Below are 19,045 nucleotides of genomic sequence, written 5' to 3' on the forward strand. Positions count from 1 at the left end.
ATCGTAATCGGATTTATTCTGCCTTCAGTAACATGGATTCAATAAACACTTTCAGATCACGGCTTACACTGTTCAACTGATCAATGACCTCGCTGAACTCGGTTACCAGCACCGCTTGTTGGTTGCTAGACTGTGAGATGGATGTGATCTCTTGCTCCATCTGCTGAATGGAATGCTGAACATCCTTCAAAGAACGTTCGATATTCACCGTAGCTTCTTTGGTACCTGTAGAAAGTTTACGCACTTCAGATGCAACGACGCTAAATCCGGCGCCTGCTTCGCCGGCTCGTGCTGCTTCGATGGCCGCATTCAGCCCCAGTAGATTGGTCTGTTCTGAGATTTCACGGATGAATGCGGCGACCTTATTAACTTCGCCTGAGTTCTGTACAGCCATGCGGGTATTATCCAAAATCTGCGTGGAAGATGCCGTCAACTGCTCGGACTGGGCAGCTACCGTCTGCACCATATCTGTTAATTTTCCGCTGATACCGCCGATCAATTCAGTGAAGTACTCCAGTTTTTCCTCATTCTGAAGAGAGAAACCGATGGCAAGTGTACCCACGATATTTCCTTGCTCATCCCGAAGTGGGGTAGCCGCCGAGTTGATTGATGTGCCATAGAATTTTGCATCAATTCGGTTCGCTGAAGTTTCCCCATGTATAAGTGCCCGGCGGAGTGTAGGGTCATCGAGGGAAACGGGGTCTCCTGCCTTGATGCCCAGATCAAGCTCGTTGCTGGGAACATAATACCAGAACTTCTCGGTATCGGTTACCGCAATCATGATATCGTGTTCTTTCAGCATAATTTTAAAATATGGACTGGCTGCAACGAGTGCTTCAACGATGTTCAATAAGATTCAGCTCCTATAATGTATATGTATCATCTAGATGTATTGTATACATCGTCAGAATGAGGTTAATCTTGAAGGCCTAATAAGGGCATAAAGTATATTAATTAAATTTTCAACAAATGAAACAGGAGAATGGAAGTTTTTCGGGGATTTATGAAAACATAACGAAAAAGCAGACAAGAACATCATGTTCTTGTCTGCTTTGGCTATCCACCTTTGCCATATGACACGCTCCACTTCACGTGATGGATGCTGATTTACGTAAGGGTTCACCGCGCCAGCGTTACCTCATCCGTTGTGTGAAGAGGTCATCCTGACGGTACAAATATGTACCGTACGTACGCAGTAATACGCGGTTGTGTTATATGCGTACTGTTGTTATCCGCCAATCTGGGACATGCGCCGTACCGTCGGTGTGTGAGATTGCATTTTTTGTTCCAAAGCCAGAGCCATCTCATGGTTCTTTGGTTTCGTACCCAGCGCTTTGAGGAAGAGCGCCGCCATGGCATCCGGATCATCCACGAAGCGACGAACATTATACTCATCCGACCAGTAGAGGCAGGCTTTGATATGTCCGTCAGCGGTCAGCCGAAGTCGGTTGCAATTGTCACAGAAGTGATCGCTCACGGGATGAATCAATCCAAATGTGCCTTCGGAGCCCGCAATTTTCATATTGCGTGATGGGCCATTGCCCGCAGGGCCTGTTGTATTTTCTACCGTCCAGCCTGCTTCAGCACATACATCTGTCACGGCTTCCAGCGGCAAATAAGATTTGCGCCATGAATCCGAAGCCTGTCCAATCGGCATATATTCAATAAAACGCACATGAAGAGGTTGATCAATCGTCATTGCAATAAAATCCTTGATCTCATCATCGTTGATACCCTTCATCAGTACAACATTGAGCTTGATCGGAGCAAGGCCAGCGGCTGTTGCAGCTTCAATGCCTTTCAGTACCTTGTTCACTTCTCCGCCGCGGGTAATCATGGAGAAGCGATCAGCCCGCAGGGAATCCAGACTGATGTTAATCCGGCTCAATCCAGCGTCTTTCAATGCCTGAGCTTGCTTATCCAGTAGAAGAGCGTTAGTAGTCAGGGCAATATCGTCAATCCCGTCAATTGCCGAGATCATGCTGACGAGCTTATGCAGATCCTTGCGTACCAACGGTTCGCCCCCGGTGAGTCGGACTTTGCGCATGCCCATTGGAGCAAGCACTTTCAGCACCTGTGCTATTTCTTCGTAGCTCATAATCTCATCATGTGGAGCAAATTCCATGCCCTCTGCAGGCATGCAGTACACACAGCGTAAATTACAGCGGTCCGTAACAGAAATACGGATGTAGTCATGTATCCGGCCAAATGAATCCTGAAGCAGTTCCATGCAGACCACCCTTTCATCGGTTCAGATTGGAAATCTTCTATTATAAATGATACGACAATTTCAAAAGGAACAGTTGCATCAAATTTTAGCTATTTCTCCAATCCGCGTCAACGATGACGTCAGATGACAGTATTTTTGGCGGGGTGATTCAGATGGAATTGTCCCACGAGTTGTTGCAGAAAGACCGTAATGGCTTCCACGTTATGCGAAGAATGCTGAACCTGCAACATATCATGAATCAGCTCCATCATCTCAGCTTCTACCTCAGCAGAAGTCGCCCGATTTTGATGGCTGATTGCAGCAATATTCTCCATCAGCATGACCACTTGATCCACGACTTGTGTGCGCTCAGGTTCTTCAGTGGTAGCATTTTGCAGAAGTTGCGAAGCGGCCTGAACCAGTGTTGTTCCTTCAGCCAGTACCTGATCACCCTCTGTGATTAATTGAGATGCAGCTCCTGCTGCCGTTGAGATTCGGTCCAGAATCTGATGAATATTTTCAGTAGAAGAGCGGGATAACTCGGCCAGCTTGCGGATTTCCCCTGCCACGACCGAGAAGCCTTGACCATGTTCGCCCACGCGTGCAGCCTCAATGGTAGCATTGAGAGCCAGCAGGTTGGTCTGAGCTGAAATTTCATCAATGACAGCCAGTGCACGGTAAATCTCTTTCATCGTATCCATGAAGGACAGGATGGTACGGTTGGTATCGGATACCGCTCCTGAGATTTGGGTCATTTTGTCGCCGATTCGTTCCACTTCCTGCTGGGCCACGCCGATCTGTTCGGTTGCAGAGGTCTCCAGTTGTTGCAGCGTTATGCGCATGTGATCGGCAGCGATTCTGGCCTGATCGAGATCTTCCAGTTGGGTGCGAATGGCCTGAATCATCGAACCAAGCTTGTGGTTCACACGCTCAGTCGTACCCTGGGTTGTCTCTGTTGAAGTTCGCATCTGATACTGGTTGTCCATAACGTCTACCGTGGCAAGTTGTACCTTCAGCATAATGCCTTCCAGAGAGTCAATCATGTTGTTGATCCACTTCGCCAGTTCACCCGATTCGTCTTGGGCAAAAGCAGACGTGTCTAGACGTTGGGTCAGATCCCCCCTGCCTTCGGCGTTAATTCGAATAAATCGGCTGATGCGGCGTAAGTCTTCATGAACCCGTCGATATTGGCTACGATGCAGCTGTAATGCAGTGAAGAATCCGAATAACACATTAAAAGCGGCCATTGCTGCCGCACTCCAACCACTACCAGTGAGGGCATAGACAAGAGCGGCTCCTGCAACGCCTGACAAAAGCGTGAAGAGACTGTGCTGCTTGAACTGGCGCCAGCCGATGCTTCGTATCCGATACACTTCCTCCAGATCCCCTTCACACATCATGCCCCAGCGATCAGGACAGTGTGGCAGCTGGAAGGTGATGCCTTTGCCGATCACAGAAATATGGCGATAATCCGAGTAGCCGGGAAAGGCTACGAACAGATTGGAACCATTCTGAATGGTGTTTGCTACTCCGGGGTGTAGTTCTCCAGTCGATGGATCAGTGAACATGAGTTCCAGTTCGGTATGCTCCTTGACTGAAACGATACCCCATTCGGTGGTGACACCATCTTTGAGATTTTCCCCATGCGTAAAGGTGCGGTCTTCGAAGCGGCTTCGAGATAAGGCGGTGCCGGGTTGCAGATGGGGCCTTAATATCGACTCAGCCATAAAGAGATAATTGTCACCAGAATCGGGATAGATATGACCTGATTCTCGTTGGATCAGGTCACCGAGTACATCCCCGGGTACTCGGCTGCATAATGAACCGACATATCGACCTTCCTGCAGGATTGGGGAGATAAACAGCAAGGTGACATCATCGTGAAAATTGGACGAGCGTGGACCAATATCCAACGTCAGTGGATCAGAATATGGACCATACAAGCATTTTTTTCCATGACGATCTGCTCTGGAGTATTTCAATCCTGGTCCAATTAAAGCTTCGTAATCTTCATAAATCTGTCCAATATGTTTCTTATATGTAGAGAATACCACCTGATTCTGTTCGTTCAGCATGAATAGCTCCGTACTGTCTACGGCTCGAATATAACTGGATTGAAACCATGCATCTAGTTTGCTTAGTTGCTGTGAACCTTGTAATACATCCTGTAATTGGACCGACTGTATCTGTTGAAGCAAACGATCCAGGTGATTCCATTGTTCATCTGCCCAGTCCATCATAAGCTGCCGTCTCGTTTCGGCAATTCCCTCAAAAATCTGTTCCACATCTTCTTTCATATGTGCGTTCAACCGATACGATCGCCACAGCGGCAATCCTTTTTTCCATCCCAGCCAATCAAACATCATGACCACCCCGATTTCTGGATTTGAAAGCTTCGTTCTACTGATCTTTGGATAGACCTATATATGTGATTTTCAAAGTGATATGTGACAGAGGAAACCAACCTATCTATTCAATCTTTATACAAGAAAACGAACAAGAATACGAGGGGATATGTCATATTTTCCGAATATTTAATCAATAAATACAAATGATTGTGCGCTTGTTGTTAGGTGAATTGAATGTTAGCTATCTACGAAGAAAACTCACATGGATGTATCTGAGAATCCATCTCATTTTACATTGTGTAACATGAACAGGCCCATACTCAAAACACACTGTATAATGTAATCCCCGCCCAAAGCGATATAGTATTATCTAACAAGCAAAACCTGTTACGTTCGTGTATATAAACCTCCCATTCAGCCTTGGTGTGTAATGAAAATAACTTCCACAAAGGAGAATGCCCATGTCCTCCATATCCTCAGCTACAGTCCCCGAAGCCTGCCATATTGATGTAGATCATGTGTCCGTTGTTTTTGGTACAGGTACACAACAGGTCACTGCTTTGTCGGATGTTACATTCCAGATCCAGTCCAATGAGTTTGTCTCGCTGCTTGGCCCTTCCGGCTGCGGCAAGTCGACTTTGCTCCGGCTGGTGGGTGATCTACTTCAGCCCACCTTAGGCACCGTTCGCATTGCAGGTCAGGAGCCTGAGCGGGCCCGGCTACAGCGACAGTTCGGCATTGTCTTCCAGACACCAGCCTTGTTCGATTGGCGCACCGTGCGTCACAATGTGGAATTGCCCTTGGAACTGCTGGGTACCCGCCGTAAGGAGTGCCGCCGCATTAGTAGTGAACTGCTTGAAATGGTAGGACTAACTCGCTTCGCCGACCATTATCCATGGCAACTCAGTGGAGGGATGCAGCAACGTGTATCCATTGCACGAGCCCTTGCGCTTGATCCGCCATTGTTGCTCATGGATGAACCCTTTTCCGCCCTGGACGAATTCACCAAAGAAAAACTTCAATTGGAGCTGCTTGAGATCAAGCGCTCAACAGGCAAGACCTTCCTCTTTGTCACACACAGCATCCCCGAAGCCGTATTTCTGTCCGACCGGATCATCGTACTCTCGGCGCATCCGGGGCAAGTGCACTCCATTCATTCTGTTAATCTGCCTTCTGACCGCCATAGTGAACTGAGAGAAACGGAAGCTTTCTACCACATGATCACAACCATTCGCAATTGCTTCTACGAGGAGCGTGATGAATCTCATGTCCCTGAGGTTCTTTAAACCAGGATATCGATCTTGGATCGTCATCTGGATTGTATCCGTATTGATGCTGTGGGAAGGAATCGCCTGGATGCTCCAACTGTTCCTGTCACCCCAGCAGGCGGCGTCTCGCCTTCCTTATCTGCATGATGTCCTTGTAGCCTTGTTTCGTTACTCGGGTACGCTGGCAGAGCAGGGGGCTGTCACCTTTGGCAATGCAGCCATTGGTTTTGCAGGGGGAACGCTGCTTGGTCTGGGTCTGGCTCTACTCATGAGTGGGGCTATCTGGCTGGAGCGCACGTTATCGCCATATGTTGTCTCCTCACAGATGGTTCCGGTTATTGGTCTCGCACCAATCGTGTACGGCATCATCCACAACGCGGAGTGGGCCCGAATTGTTATGGCGGCGTATGTCACCTTCTTCCCGATCATTATCCATACGTTAAAAGGATTGAAAAGTGCAGCACCAGAGCATCTGGAACTTATGCGTTCCTGTGGAGCTTCACTGACCGCACGATATATCAAATGTCTGCTGCCCTCAGCACTACCGGGACTATTTTCTGGTATGAAAATAGCTGCTCCGCTCGCGGTGACTTCCTCCATCGTTGTGGAATTGATGGGCGCTCCCGACGGACTCGGCGTCCTGATGGTCAGTTCGTTATATTACGGCCATGCCCAAGTTGGCATGTTCTGGGCCACCATCATGCTTAGCATTGGCATTGGCCTGATCTCGTATCTGGTCATCAGTCTGGCTGAACGTTGGCTAACCCCCTGGCAGCCTGAGTTCAGGGCCAAAGGAGGTGATGCCACATGAGTGAAGGTAGAGTTTTGCAACGGAAGCGTGATGAAGGTGTGGCAATTGCTGCTGTAACTGGAGCAGCTACGCCCCTCACGGGTTCACAGGTGACATCTGCCCCTGGATCGGAAATTCATGGACAACAGGGACAAGCCGAAAAGGCCAGATCGGGAACCAGCGTTCGCGGGCGCTCAATTGTACTGAGCATGCTTCCTTGGGGGGCAGGTGTGATGTTTCTCGCTCTCTGGCAGCTCAGGCTGTTTCATTGGATATTCTCGCTGGAAAGCTACCAACTGCCTGTGCCTTCCGCGATTGCGGCATCGATACAGGAAAATGCCAATATGCTCTTTCGTTATGCGGTGTACAGCGGAGCCGAAATGCTGGGAGGTTTCTTGCTCGGCTCACTGCTCGGCGCTCTGGCAGCGGCAGGTGCATCGTTCTTCCCAACAAGCGGCAGGGCGGCGGTTACGGTTCTGTCTGCACTGAACGCTGTTCCGATCGTGGCTCTTGCCCCAATTATGAACAATTGGTTTGGAGACGGGATCTGGTCGCGTATTGCTGTTGTCACGGTGATTACGATGGCCGCCATGGCCGTTAGCCTATTCAAAGGACTGACTTCCATTCAGCCGCAGTACAGTGATCTGCTGAGTGGCCTTGCTGCAAGCAGGATGCAGTTTTTTTGGAAGCTAAGACTGCCTTACGCGCTGCCTTCCCTCTTTGCAGGACTGAAGATCAACATGTCGACCAGTATTATCGGGGCCATTGTGGGTGAATTTTTCATAGCCTCACAAGGGCTCGGATACTTGCTCTCGGATCAGATTCGACTGGCGAACATGCCCTTGGCCTGGTCCTGCATTGTCATCGCCGCCGCGCTCGGTATTGTGTTGTATGAAGCGGTTGTCCTGGCAGAAAAACGACTCATTCCGTGGAATCGTGCACGCACAGATCACTAACGTACATCAGGGTAACAACCATAGATTCATAGATCGTAATACCTGATTGAAAAATCGTATATAAACAGGGGGTTGTTCTGTACATGTACAAAACGTTGAAGCCGGGTTTGCTGGTATTGGTCCTGTTGGTTGTTACGATGCTGGGCGCATGTTCTACGAAGTCCGAGCCGGCTACTGAGCCTGTTGCTGCGAGTTCAGGAGGAACGGGCGAAGCAGATCAACCTTTAACCAAAGTGAAAATCCAACTGAAATGGGTGCCGCAGGCCCAATTTGCCGGGATTTACGCAGCGAAGGAAAAAGGTTTTTTTGCAGATGAAGGCATTGATGCCGAGATTATTCCAGGTGGGCCGGATATCGTGATTGAGCAGCAGGTGGTCAATGGCGCGGCCGATGTGGGGATCACGGGAGTAGACAGTCTGTTGGTCAGCCGGGATAACGGTCTGCCGCTCGTCTCGCTCGCCCAGATCTCACAGAAGAGCAGTTATCGCTTGATTGCCAAGAAGTCTCTAGGTATTACCGATCCCGCTCAGATGAAAGGAAAAAAGGTCAGTACCTGGTTCGGCAGTCAGCAGTTTCAGGTGCTCGCGTTCATGGAGAAGAATGGCCTGGATCCAAAGAAAGACATTGAACTGGTGAAGCAGGGGTTCACGATGGATCAGTTTTTCAATGATCAGGTAGATGTGGCGACGGCAACGATCTACAACGAATATCACGTGGTGCTGGAAAGTGGAACAAAAGAATCCGATCTGGATGTATTCAACATTGAAGATGCCGGTGTTGGCATGCTGGAGGATACGCTGATTGCCAAGAAGGAATGGGTAGACAGCAACCGTGAGCTTGCGGTTAAAGTGACTCGTGCCATTCTGAAAGGCTGGAATTACGCCATCGACAATCAGGATGAGACGGTGGATATCGTGATGAGTAATGTGACGGAGGGCAGCACCACTCGTGAACATCAGGTCACAATGCTCGAAGAGATTGCAAAGCTGATTCGCCCGGAAGGATTTACGGAGCAGCAAGTCGGCAGTTTTGTGGATGAGTCATTTACCCGAACTGCGGATATTGCACTGAACTATGGCCTGATCAAAAAAGCCGCAAATCTGGATGAAGCGCTGGAGAAAAGCATCTATGAAGAAGCGGTGAAATAAGCGTGGAGGAGGATGACGAATGAGTTCTTTAGATCAGCAGCCGCAGCCGCTTGGCGGTACGAAGGAAGAATGGCTGGAGAAGGATCGCAAATACGTGTGGCATCACATCTCGCCTCATAACGATCATCCAATGATTGCGGTAAGTGGGGAGGGCAGCTGGATTACTGATCAGGATGGTACACGTTATCTGGATGCGATGTCTGGACTGTGGTGTGTGAATGTGGGGCATGGGCGGGAGGAGATTGCGAGAAGTGCCTACGAACAGATGAAAGCACTCGCTTACGTACCGATGACGCAGAGTCACGAACCGGCGATTTTGCTGGCGGAGAAGTTGAATGACTGGCTGGAGGGGGAATATCGAATATTCTTCTCCAACTCGGGTTCAGATGCAAATGAGGTGGCTTTCAAAATAGCCCGTCAGTATCACCATCAGAATGGTGAGCCTACTCGGCACAAATTCATCTCCCGTCACCGTGCCTATCACGGCAACTCCATGGGCGCGCTGGGCGCGACCGGGCAAGCCGCTCGCAAGATCAAGTACGAGCCACTCGGCGTAGGTTTCTCTCATGTTCCGCCACCGTATTGTTATCGCTGTCCGTTTGGACGGAACAAAGATGGATGCGGACTCGAATGTGCAACCATCTATGAAGAGGTGATTCGTTGGGAAGGTCCTGAGACGGTTGCCGCAGTAATTATGGAGCCGGTGATCACAGGAGGCGGCATGATTGTGCCCCCGCCGGATTATATGCGCACCGTGCAAGAGATCTGTCAGCGCTATGGAGTGCTGCTCATTGTAGATGAGGTAATCTGTGGTTTTGGCCGCTCGGGGCAGAAGTTTGGTCATCAGAACTATGGCGTACAGCCTGATATTGTGACGATGGCAAAAGGCATGACCAGTGCGTATTCACCGCTCTCAGCAACGGCCGTGCGAGCCGATCTGTATGACACGTTCCGGGAACCCGGACCGGATGCCCATTTTCGCCATGTGAATACCTTTGGCGGGAATCCCGTTTCCTGCCGGGTGGCACTGACGAATCTGGAGATTCTGGAACGAGAGAATTTGGTCCGCCGCGCGGAGGAACTGGGTTATCTGCTTCGTGAGAAGCTGGAACCTTTGCTAGAGCTGTCCATTGTGGGGGATATCCGTTCATTTGGATTCGCCTGTGGGGTGGAATTGATTGAAGCAGATGGTTCTCCTGCGGAAGCGGATAAAGTAATGAAGGTGCTCGCCAGTTGTAAAAGGGATGGCATTCTGATTGGCAAGAACGGTGATACCGTGCCGGGGTTTGCGAACATTTTGACGATCTCCCCACCGTTTGTAACCACCGAGGAAGAGCTGGATCTGATCGCGGGTAGCTTGCTCGTTGCACTACGTAGTCTGGACGCAGGTTAACACAACAAATAAGCGAAAGGAGGCGAGGGAGGATGCAGACCACAACAGGCACACTCATTAATGAGCTTCGGCTGAATGAGCGAATTGAGCAGTTATCACGCATTGGCCGAATCGCGGAGACGGGTGTCTGCCGACTTGCCCTGACCCCGGAAGATATGGACGGCATCATTCAGGTTCGTCTCTGGATGGAAAAGGCCGGTCTGACGACACGACTTGATGCCTTCGGCAATCTGATTGGTCGTCTGGAAGGCGCGGATCAGGCGCTGCCGATCCTCATGATTGGTTCCCATATCGACTCTCAGCCATATGGCGGTCGATATGATGGAGCGATTGGTGTGCTCGGCGCACTCGAAGCGGTGCAATGCTTGATCGAAAATGGCATTCAGCCCCGTATGCCGATTGAGGTGATTGCTTTTTGCGATGAAGAGGGTTCCCGTTTTAACAAAGGCCTGTTCGGCTCACGTGGCATAACCGGTCAGTTGGAAGAAGGCGAACTGGATCGGCAGGATAAAAACGGAGTGACCCGCCGGGAGGCACTGGAAGCCTTCGGCTGTTCTCCTTCGGATTTTGAAGAAGCGATCTATCCGCCAGGTTCCATCGGCAGTTATCTGGAGCTGCACATTGAGCAGGGGCCTGTACTGGAAGCACTCAATGCTCCTGTGGGTCTGGTGACGGGCATCTCGGGCCCGCTATGGCTTACGGTGACGATGAAAGGTATGGCGGGTCATGCTGGCTCCGTTCCAATGGCAATGCGACATGATGCTTTGGTAGGCAGCGCCAAAGTCATTGCGGCTTTTGACGACATGGTGAGAGAAGACCCGGAAGCTCCAACCGTAGGTACGGTGGGTAGTCTGAGGGTGTTTCCAGATTCGCGGAATATCATCCCGGAGGAAGTCAGTTTCACGGTTGATTTACGAGATATGCAGATGGAGCGCAGGAACCGGCTTGAAGCCCGATTGATGAACATTTTGGATGACGTGAGTTCCCGATATGGTCTAACCTACTCGCTGACAGAGGATACGAACAGTGAGCCGCGGTATTGTGCAGAGTCAATCAAGTCGGTGATTCGTTCATCCGCGGAAGAGATCGGGGTTACTTTGCCAGAACTGATGAGTGGTCCGTTCCATGATGCATTGGCCCTTTCGCTTGTATGTGATTATGGCATGATTTTTGTCCGCAGCAAGGACGGCATCAGTCATCATCCCAGCGAATATTCCTCCCCGGAGGATATTGGACTCGGCACGGAAGTGTTATATCGCACCATTCGGAGGATGTGCAGTGGAGAGAGTGAACCAACCATTTTACCTGAGGAGGCGTTGTGACGTTATGGGCAAAATTAGCATCGGATTAATCCAGGCTTCTCATGAGATTGAAGGTTCGGCTCCCGTTGAGGTACACAAAGAAGCTGCGGTTCAGAAGCACATAACGCTGGTCCGTGAAGCTGCTGCGCGAGGGGCCAAGATCATTGGATTGCAGGAAGTATTCTATGGCCCGTACTTTTGCACAGAGCAGAATCCCAGATGGTATGCATCCGCTGAACCGGTGCCAGAAGGACCTACGACCAAGCTTTTTCAGGAGCTGGCGAAGGAGCTTGCAGTGGTGATTATTTTGCCGGTGTACGAGGTGGAGGGCATTGCTTCGTATTACAATACGGCAGCCGTCATTGATGCAGATGGTACGTATCTGGGCAAATACCGCAAACATCATATCCCGCATGTGGAAGCAGGTGAGGGTACAAATGGGTTCTGGGAAAAGTATTATTTCAAACCAGGCAACCTCGGGTTTCCGGTATTTGATACGGCCTACGCCAGAGTCGGCGTGTACATCTGTTATGATCGTCATTTTCCGGAAGGCGCACGATTGCTCGGGCTGGCAGGGGCAGAGATTGTGTTCAATCCGTCCGCTACGGTTGCGGGTACATCGGAATATCTGTGGAAACTGGAACAGCCTGCTCACGCGGTAGCTAACGGCTATTATGTTGCAGCTATTAACCGGGTCGGCGTGGAAGCGCCATGGAATATGGGTGAATTTTATGGACAGTCGTACCTGGTCGACCCGCGAGGCAGGATGGTAGCGATCGGCAGCAGGGATCAGGATGAGGTCGTCATTGGCGAGATGGATACGGAGATGATTCGTGAGGTGCGTAATGTGTGGCAGTTCTACCGCGATCGCAGGCCGGAAACGTACGAACATCTGGTTAGTTTGTAAACGTAGCTGGAAACTAGCCCAGATCAAACTTCAGGAGGTGCATGACATTGATGAACAGCTCAGGAACAACGTTATCCGATTATGGGTGGGAGAGTCGGTTTGCCGAGATGAAACCCGCTATGACAGGTAAGGAAGCGATGGAGGAGTCAAACCGCTGTCTGTACTGTTACGATGCACCTTGTATCAAGGCCTGTCCAACCGACATCAACATCCCTTCTTTTATTAGCAAAATATCAACAGGGCACCTGAAAGGATCGGCCCGCACCATCATGGATGCTAATCCGGTTGGAGCCAGCTGCGCACGGGTATGTCCCACAGAGGAACTGTGTGAAGGCGCATGTGTGCTGAACGAATCGTCGAAGCCGATTCGGATCGGTGACTTGCAGCGTTACGCCACCGACTGGGCGCGGGCGAATAATGAGCCGTTATTTCAGGCAGCGCCTGCCAATGGGAGAAGCGTCGCCGTTGTGGGAGCAGGTCCTGCGGGACTGTCGGCTGCACGTGAACTGGGGCGCGAAGGGTATGAGGTGACGATCTACGAGGCAAAATCCAAAGGCGGCGGGCTGAATACGTACGGCATCGTATCCTTCCGTTTGCCCGAATCGGTTGCACTATGGGAAGTGGAGCAGGTGGAGGCACTTGGTGTGCAGATCCGTTATGGGGTGCGCATCGGTGTAGATATCCCTGCTTCGCAGTTGCTGGAGCAGCATGAAGCGGTCATTCTGGCCTGTGGCATGGGTTCAGTACCTATGATAGGCATTGAAGGGGAAACCCTGGAAGGTGTGTATGATGCGATTGAACTGGTGGAGTCTACCAAGCAGGGTGTTCCGCCCGCGCTGAATGGTCTGAAGGTTGTCGTTATTGGCGCGGGCAATACGGCGGTAGATGCAGCGACCTGTTCGGTACGTCTTGGTGCCGAGCGGGTGCAGATGTTATATCGACGCGGGGAAAGCCAGATGACGGCGTATGCGTTTGAATATACTTTTGCCAAGCAGGAGGGTGTGGAGTTCCGCTGGTTTACGATGCCGCAGCGTATTATTGGAGACGAGAACGGTCGGGTTCAGGCTGTGGAATGCGTGAAAATGGAGCTGATTACCCCGCCTGGTGGTGGGCGCGCGTTGCCTGTGCCTGTGGAGGGATCGGAGTTCATGATTGAATGTGATACGGTCATCCGGGCGATTGGGCAGCATCGTTTATTACCATTAATTGAAGCGTTTGGGCTGAGTCACCACTGGGGTGTCGTTGAGATCGATCCGCATACGTACCGTACCTCGCATCCTCAGATCTATGCGGCAGGAGACGTTATTTTTGGTCAGGGCCAGGGTGAGGCGATGGTTGTCTCGGCTGCACAGCAGGGTAAGCTGGCTGCTGCGGCAGTCATGAAGGCATTGCCTGGACAGGTGGAAGAGACGGCGTGAGCAGTGAGGGAGACAAAGAAAAGTGGAGAGTGCACGGAAAGCGTGGAAGGAGATGCGCGGGTGGGAGGGCGCAAGGGACTGCTAGAGTGTTGAAGGTGTAGATCTGAGCGAGAGGTCTGGTGCGGTGTCCCTGACGCGCTAACGAACCTTACGAACCTTATAGTGGCAATTATGAAGAATTGGAAAATCTAACGAATCTCACACGTCTTATGTTGATGAAGAACCGTTGAAATGAAGCCGAAATGAGCGAATACAGCACAATAAGACTTCTACGATTCGTTAGATTTTGAATTCACCGCATATGGGCCGAATAAGAGCTGTATAGTTCGTTAGTATTTAGTTGCGTGCTATCTAGAACCTATTACTACGCAGAGATCCTGAGCACGACCAAATATCCAATACAACGATATACATTGAACTAAACATTTACACGAAACGGAGAGGACAGAAAGAACCTGAAGAAACGGAGTTAAAAGCTTTCTGAAGGAAAGCTGCATCGGAAGCATAAGCTCGCCTTTATTCCCGGATTTTCCCTTTAGAAAAGGAATCAAAAAAAATCTGGGAATAACAGCGATCGGAAGGTTGTTCTGTCATCGGAGTGTTCAGTGTAACTAGTAAGTTCAAACAACACCAAGGAGGGATCGTTATGGCTGACTTATCTATTAATCTGGCAGGTATTCGATCACCCAATCCATTCTGGCTGGCTTCTGCACCACCGACTAATACGGGGTATCAAGTTCAGCGTGCGTTCGAGGCGGGTTGGGGTGGCGCGGTGTGGAAGACGCTGGGTGAGCCAATTATCAATACATCCTCCCGTTTCGCGGCGGTCCATTTTGGTGGGCAGCGGGTGGCGGGGTTTAACAATATTGAATTGATATCCGATCGTCCGCTGGAAGTGAATCTGCGGGAGATTGCCGAGACCAAGAAGCGATTTCCGGATCGCGCGGTTGTCGCTTCACTGATGGTGGAGCCTACGCGGGAGAAGTGGCATGAGATTGTGAAAAAGGTGGAAGCCGTCGGCGTCGACGGTCTGGAGCTGAACTTTGGCTGCCCGCATGGCATGGCCGAACGTGGTATGGGAGCTGCCTCGGGTCAGCAACCTGACCTGGTCGAACTCCAGACGATGTGGGTGAAGGAAGTGGCGACCACACCGGTGATCGTGAAGCTTACGCCGAATATCACGGATATTACGGCAACCGCCCGGGCAGCAGTACGAGGTGGCGCGGATGCGATCTCCCTGATCAATACCATTAACTCTCTCGCAGGTGTGGATCTGGATTCGTGGAATACCGTGCCCCATGTGGGCGGCAAAGGAGCACATGGCGGTTATTGTGGCCCAGCGGTGAAGCCCATTGCACTGAACATGGTTGCCGAGTGCGCCCGTAATCCGGAGGTGGGTGTGCCGATCTCGGGTATTGGTGGCATATCCGACTGGCGTGATACGGCAGAGTTTCTGCTCATGGGTGCTACAGGGGTTCAGGTATGTACCGCAGCGATGCATCATGGATTCCGCATTGTGGAGGACATGATTGATGGGCTGAACGATTATTTGGATGAAAAGGGTCTGAGCAGCGTTGCAGAACTGGTAGGTCAGACGGTTCCGCGTTACTCCGATTGGGGCAATCTCGATCTGAACTACAAAGTCGTCGCCCGCATCAACCGTGATATCTGCATCAATTGCAACAAATGCCATATTGCTTGTGAGGACACCTCGCATCAGTGTATTGATATGTTGACCGACCCGTCCGGCTCCTATCTGGAAGTGGTGGAAGAGGACTGTGTTGGCTGTAATCTGTGTTCGATCGTTTGCCCGGTGGATGGGGCGATTGACATGGTTGAACTTGTACCTGAGCAGGAACCTGTAACCTGGAATGAACGTCAGTCTGCGATTGCCATGCTGCAATCGGTTAGAGATCAATCAACCAAGGAGGCGATATCATGAGTACCCGCAAATTGATTCGTAATGGTGTGTTGGTCACAGCGTCAGATACCTTTGAAGCAGATATTTTGATCGAAAAGGGTAAAATCACACAGATTGGCATCGGACTGGTGCCAGACGAACGAACGGAAATTGTGGATGCAACGGGCTGTTACGTCATTCCGGGCGGGATCGACCCGCATACGCATCTGGATATGCCATTTGGTGGAACGGTAACGGCGGATGATTTTGCGACGGGAACAACAGCGGCAGCCTTTGGTGGTACAACGACGATCATTGATTTCTGCCTGACACAAAAAGGCCGCCCGTTAATCGAATCCCTCCAGGAGTGGCATGCCAAAGCCGAGGGTAAGGCCGCCATTGACTACGGTTTCCATCTCATGATTGGGGAGATGAACGATCAGGTGCTGGAAGAGTTACCGCAGATCATTGAAGAAGAGGGTGTGTCATCCTTTAAGGTGTTCATGGCGTATAAAAATCAGTTTCAAGCCGATGACGGGATTCTCTTCCAGACGTTGCAAAAGGCAAAAGAGTACGGCGCACTCGTCATGGTGCATGCCGAGAACGGGGATGTCATTGACCTGCTGGTTCGACAGGCGCTCGCCGAAGGGCGCACGGAACCAATTCATCATGCCTTAACGCGCCCATCCATGCTGGAGGGAGAAGCGACAGGCCGGGCGGCCCGTTTGGCTGCACTTGCGGATTCACAGTTGTATGTGGTGCATGTGACCTGTGCGGAGGCTGTAGAGCAAATCGCGCGTATGCGTGAAATGGGTTACCGAATCTGGGGGGAGACCTGTCCTCAGTATTTGACGTTGGATCAGTCGATCATGGATCAGCCGGACTTTGAAGGTGCAAAGTATGTTTGGTCCCCACCGCTACGGGAAGCAGCACATCAGGAAGTGTTGTGGAATGCATTGAAAAGCGGTCAGTTGCAGACGATCGGCTCCGATCATTGTTCGTTTAATTTCAAAGGGCAGAAGGATCTGGGTAAGGATGATTTCAGTAAAATTCCGAACGGTGGGCCCGTCATCGAAGATCGCCTCAGCATTCTGTATTCAGAAGGTGTAGCCATGGGGCGGATTACGCTCAATCAGTGGGTCGATCTATGTTCGACAAGAGCGAGCAAGTTATTTGGATTATTCCCGCAGAAAGGGACTCTGGCTGTAGGGACAGATGCGGATATCGTTATTTTTGACCCATCTGTAAACAGGGTGATCTCGGCAGATACGCATCATATGAATGTGGATTACAGTGCATTTGAAGGTATGCAGGTACAGGGTTGTCCGGTGACGGTGTTGTGCCGCGGGGAGTATGTCATTCGAGATCGGCAGTATGCCGGAACAGCAGGGGCAGGCCAATATGTGAAGCGCAACAAGTATGATGCAGGCGCACCTATACCGATGAAACAGCCTGTGACGGCAGTGAATGGAGGGAGAAGCTGATGTCGGATTATGATGTGTTTGAGGCCGAGAGGATCGCCATAGAGCGAATGGTTGCACAGGGTTATCGGATCTATGCGGTACGGGAACATCTGGAGGGTGCTCACGTCATATGGGGGCACCCGGATCTTCCCGAAGAGAAACAAGAGCAATACGTGGGCACGGCGTCTGGACGGAAGTGGTTCAGTCACATCCTGATTCGCCAGCTTCAGGAACAACGGGGAGCGTAGACCATGCTGAAGCTTTTCATGCGATCGGGCCGTGTACGTACTCATAGGCATAGAGTGCAAGTTCGATCGCTACCCGCTTCTCTGGGAGGATATAGTCTTCTCCCAAAAGGACTTCGATTTTGTCCAACCGGTGATACAGGGTCTGTCTGACGATATATAGAGCGGTGGCGGTCTCTTGCTTGGAGCAGCACAGGAGCAAATATTGCTTGAGCGTGCGCAGCAGCTGACCTCCTTTTTCTACATCGTAACGGATGAGCGGCCCCAGATATTCTTCGATGAAATCATCCAGATTGCCACTCTGCTTCATACTGGCGATGATGCGGTAACAATGAAGATTACTGTAAAAGGGCTGTTGCATCACACCGATGTCCTTCTGGATTCGCAGTGTCTCCTTCGCAGAATCCAGGCTGTCCTTGAGACGGGAGAGGTCCGTGCAGCTATGACCGATACCGATCAGGCCTGAGAATAGGCAGTGGGTCTGTTCCTGCTCGTGCTGCTGCAGCTGTTCGATGCAGCGCCAGAGACTGCTTTTGCGCTGAGATCCAGGGAGTGGGTCGAGAATGATAAGAATGATCTGGTGGTTCAGAACGGTGCTGTAGAGGGTGAAGTTCTCCCGAGTGAACACGGAACGGGCAACGATGTTGCGTTGGATCAATAATTTCTGAAGTTTGAGGCTGTCTGTGTACGCGGGGTTGCTGTCGAATAAGATTATGGTGGCTTTGCTCGTTGCAAGAAGGGGATTAACGGTAGATACATATTCATGGATTTCCTTCGTGGAGTGATGTCCGTTAAGCCAGTCAATGACCCACATATCTTCCTTGTAGCGGCGTTTTTCTTCCATGTATTTGGTTCGCATCCAGTCCTGGGCAATCGCGGCCGCGCAACGTTCCAGTGCCTGAATGATGAATTCATCTGAGGGTTTGATCGGTATGCTTGAATCGTGATCCGGCAGCTTCTGATGCATGAGTACAAGATCGGCAAAGGTGTAGTCTAACGCTCGAACAGGCATGCTGAACGCATGCAATATGTTATCTGACAGCCGCATTAAATTCGGAATATCCTCTCCCGCCAAATGTCCCCGCTGCAAAAACCAATCCTGCCGACGAGTCTCCAGCTCCTCTGGAGGGCAGTAGGGAACGGCACTTGCTTCCCCTTCAAGTGGATATAATGCCACGGCACATCCGGTTGTTCGTGACAATAATCGAAGCAGAGGTTGTACGCCATCTCCATTCAGAAGAAGCTGGTTAAATGAGGTGGTGAGACTATCGAGTTCGGCGATCATCCGCTGATGACTGCGAATCAGGGTGAAATGCAGATCTTGCGTAATATCAATATAACGGACTTGTTCGTGGAACCAGATCAACGGGAAATCCGCTGCGACTGCAATTTCCTTCATGGCACCGAGCTGCGACTTGGTGTGATCCCCCAGTTCCATACAGAGTCCGGCAGCCCCGCGTGCAATTAACTGACGCAGAAAAGACAGACCTTGCTGTTCACCTTCCTGCCAGCCAATGCCTGTCGTCAGTACCAATTCCCCGCCATTGAGCAAGTCCCCTACTTCAGGAACCTCCATAATATGAACCCAGCGAACATACCGCTCCAGTGCGCGTTCACTAGCAAGGACTTCTGCCTTGCGAAACACGGGACGTTTTAACATGTCTCTGACTTGAATATGAAGCGTTGTCTCCCCCACACA

At 50.9% G+C, this 19,045-nt stretch carries 15 protein-coding genes; 11 read left to right on the forward strand and 4 right to left on the reverse strand.

Translation table 11 applies throughout. The features are described from left to right. Positions 1–13: 13 nt before the first annotated feature. The 3 genes from BLS69_RS32870 to BLS69_RS21885 all read right to left on the reverse strand — a co-directional run bounded on the left by BLS69_RS32870 (position 14) and on the right by BLS69_RS21885 (position 4,575). Positions 14–850 (reverse strand): methyl-accepting chemotaxis protein, encoded by an 837-nt coding sequence (locus BLS69_RS32870; RefSeq protein WP_036612668.1) that lies wholly within the window; start codon positions 848–850, stop codon positions 14–16. Positions 851–1,228: 378 nt separating this feature from the next. Beyond that, positions 1,229–2,230: a GTP 3',8-cyclase MoaA gene (moaA, locus tag BLS69_RS21880; protein WP_091036195.1), complete on the reverse strand. Its 1,002-nt coding sequence runs from the start codon at positions 2,228–2,230 to the stop codon at positions 1,229–1,231. A gap of 119 nt (positions 2,231–2,349) precedes the next feature. Further along, positions 2,350–4,575 carry a methyl-accepting chemotaxis protein gene (locus BLS69_RS21885; RefSeq protein ID WP_371129084.1) on the reverse strand — a complete coding sequence of 742 codons (2,226 nt, stop codon included), beginning with the start codon at positions 4,573–4,575 and terminating at the stop codon, positions 2,350–2,352. A 443-nt stretch (positions 4,576–5,018) separates the two neighbouring features. On the opposite strand from BLS69_RS21885, the gene BLS69_RS21890 reads away from it, so the two are divergent. The 11 genes from BLS69_RS21890 to BLS69_RS21940 all read left to right on the forward strand — a co-directional run bounded on the left by BLS69_RS21890 (position 5,019) and on the right by BLS69_RS21940 (position 17,349). Continuing rightward, positions 5,019–5,843: an ABC transporter ATP-binding protein gene (locus BLS69_RS21890; RefSeq protein ID WP_091036202.1), complete on the forward strand. Its 825-nt coding sequence runs from the start codon at positions 5,019–5,021 to the stop codon at positions 5,841–5,843. Next, positions 5,824–6,636 carry an ABC transporter permease gene (locus BLS69_RS21895; protein ID WP_091036204.1) on the forward strand — a complete coding sequence of 271 codons (813 nt, stop codon included), beginning with the start codon at positions 5,824–5,826 and terminating at the stop codon, positions 6,634–6,636. Before BLS69_RS21890 ends, BLS69_RS21895 begins: the two co-directional genes overlap by 20 nt. Then, positions 6,633–7,571 carry an ABC transporter permease gene (locus BLS69_RS21900; RefSeq protein ID WP_091036207.1) on the forward strand — a complete coding sequence of 313 codons (939 nt, stop codon included), beginning with the start codon at positions 6,633–6,635 and terminating at the stop codon, positions 7,569–7,571. The genes BLS69_RS21895 and BLS69_RS21900 overlap by 4 nt, the downstream gene beginning before the upstream one ends. An 83-nt stretch (positions 7,572–7,654) precedes the next feature. Then, positions 7,655–8,719: an ABC transporter substrate-binding protein gene (locus tag BLS69_RS21905; RefSeq protein ID WP_091036210.1), complete on the forward strand. Its 1,065-nt coding sequence runs from the start codon at positions 7,655–7,657 to the stop codon at positions 8,717–8,719. A gap of 19 nt (positions 8,720–8,738) precedes the next feature. Further along, a complete protein-coding gene (locus BLS69_RS21910) occupies positions 8,739–10,112 on the forward strand; it encodes an aspartate aminotransferase family protein (RefSeq protein WP_091036213.1) in 1,374 nt (457 codons plus the stop codon). A 32-nt stretch (positions 10,113–10,144) separates the two neighbouring features. Continuing rightward, positions 10,145–11,434, forward strand: coding sequence for a M20 family metallo-hydrolase (locus BLS69_RS21915; protein WP_091036216.1), 1,290 nt, complete (start codon positions 10,145–10,147; stop codon positions 11,432–11,434). A 4-nt stretch (positions 11,435–11,438) separates the two neighbouring features. Further along, complete coding sequence (locus tag BLS69_RS21920; RefSeq protein WP_091036219.1) at positions 11,439–12,320, forward strand: nitrilase-related carbon-nitrogen hydrolase; 882 nt, start codon at positions 11,439–11,441, stop codon at positions 12,318–12,320. A 50-nt stretch (positions 12,321–12,370) separates the two neighbouring features. Continuing rightward, positions 12,371–13,738: an NAD(P)-dependent oxidoreductase gene (locus BLS69_RS21925; protein WP_091036221.1), complete on the forward strand. Its 1,368-nt coding sequence runs from the start codon at positions 12,371–12,373 to the stop codon at positions 13,736–13,738. Between the two features lie 646 nt (positions 13,739–14,384). Continuing rightward, on the forward strand, positions 14,385–15,680 hold the full coding sequence (preA, locus tag BLS69_RS21930) for an NAD-dependent dihydropyrimidine dehydrogenase subunit PreA (RefSeq protein ID WP_091036224.1): 1,296 nt from the start codon (positions 14,385–14,387) through the stop codon (positions 15,678–15,680). Further along, a complete protein-coding gene (gene hydA, locus BLS69_RS21935; protein ID WP_091036227.1) occupies positions 15,677–17,122 on the forward strand; it encodes a dihydropyrimidinase in 1,446 nt (481 codons plus the stop codon). The genes preA and hydA overlap by 4 nt, the downstream gene beginning before the upstream one ends. Further along, the gene (locus tag BLS69_RS21940; protein WP_091036229.1) at positions 17,122–17,349 is read left to right on the forward strand and encodes a hypothetical protein; all 228 of its coding nucleotides are present in this window, start codon (positions 17,122–17,124) and stop codon (positions 17,347–17,349) included. Before hydA ends, BLS69_RS21940 begins: the two co-directional genes overlap by 1 nt. A gap of 16 nt (positions 17,350–17,365) precedes the next feature. On the opposite strand, the gene BLS69_RS21945 is transcribed toward BLS69_RS21940, so the two are convergent. Beyond that, positions 17,366–19,042 carry a PucR family transcriptional regulator gene (locus tag BLS69_RS21945; RefSeq protein ID WP_256332383.1) on the reverse strand — a complete coding sequence of 559 codons (1,677 nt, stop codon included), beginning with the start codon at positions 19,040–19,042 and terminating at the stop codon, positions 17,366–17,368. Positions 19,043–19,045 lie beyond the last annotated feature (3 nt).

The sequence above is a fragment of the Paenibacillus sp. CF095 genome (assembly GCF_900101225.1).
In the GTDB taxonomy this organism is placed as follows: Bacteria; Bacillota; Bacilli; order Paenibacillales; family Paenibacillaceae; genus Paenibacillus.

Excerpts from the sequence above, each read along its gene's own strand:
- BLS69_RS21905 (WP_091036210.1), top strand. The coding sequence starts at position 7,655 with ATGTACAAAACGTTGAAGCCGGGTTTGCTGGTATTGGTCCTGTTGGTT.
- BLS69_RS21925 (WP_091036221.1), top strand. The coding sequence starts at position 12,371 with ATGAACAGCTCAGGAACAACGTTATCCGATTATGGGTGGGAGAGTCGG.
- BLS69_RS21940 (WP_091036229.1), top strand. The coding sequence starts at position 17,122 with ATGTCGGATTATGATGTGTTTGAGGCCGAGAGGATCGCCATAGAGCGA.
- BLS69_RS21920 (WP_091036219.1), top strand. The coding sequence starts at position 11,439 with ATGGGCAAAATTAGCATCGGATTAATCCAGGCTTCTCATGAGATTGAA.
- BLS69_RS21900 (WP_091036207.1), top strand. The coding sequence starts at position 6,633 with ATGAGTGAAGGTAGAGTTTTGCAACGGAAGCGTGATGAAGGTGTGGCA.
- moaA (WP_091036195.1), bottom strand. The coding sequence starts at position 2,230 with ATGGAACTGCTTCAGGATTCATTTGGCCGGATACATGACTACATCCGT.
- BLS69_RS21895 (WP_091036204.1), top strand. The coding sequence starts at position 5,824 with ATGTCCCTGAGGTTCTTTAAACCAGGATATCGATCTTGGATCGTCATC.
- BLS69_RS21885 (WP_371129084.1), bottom strand. The coding sequence starts at position 4,575 with ATGATGTTTGATTGGCTGGGATGGAAAAAAGGATTGCCGCTGTGGCGA.
- preA (WP_091036224.1), top strand. The coding sequence starts at position 14,385 with ATGGCTGACTTATCTATTAATCTGGCAGGTATTCGATCACCCAATCCA.
- hydA (WP_091036227.1), top strand. The coding sequence starts at position 15,677 with ATGAGTACCCGCAAATTGATTCGTAATGGTGTGTTGGTCACAGCGTCA.
- BLS69_RS21915 (WP_091036216.1), top strand. The coding sequence starts at position 10,145 with ATGCAGACCACAACAGGCACACTCATTAATGAGCTTCGGCTGAATGAG.
- BLS69_RS21890 (WP_091036202.1), top strand. The coding sequence starts at position 5,019 with ATGTCCTCCATATCCTCAGCTACAGTCCCCGAAGCCTGCCATATTGAT.
- BLS69_RS21910 (WP_091036213.1), top strand. The coding sequence starts at position 8,739 with ATGAGTTCTTTAGATCAGCAGCCGCAGCCGCTTGGCGGTACGAAGGAA.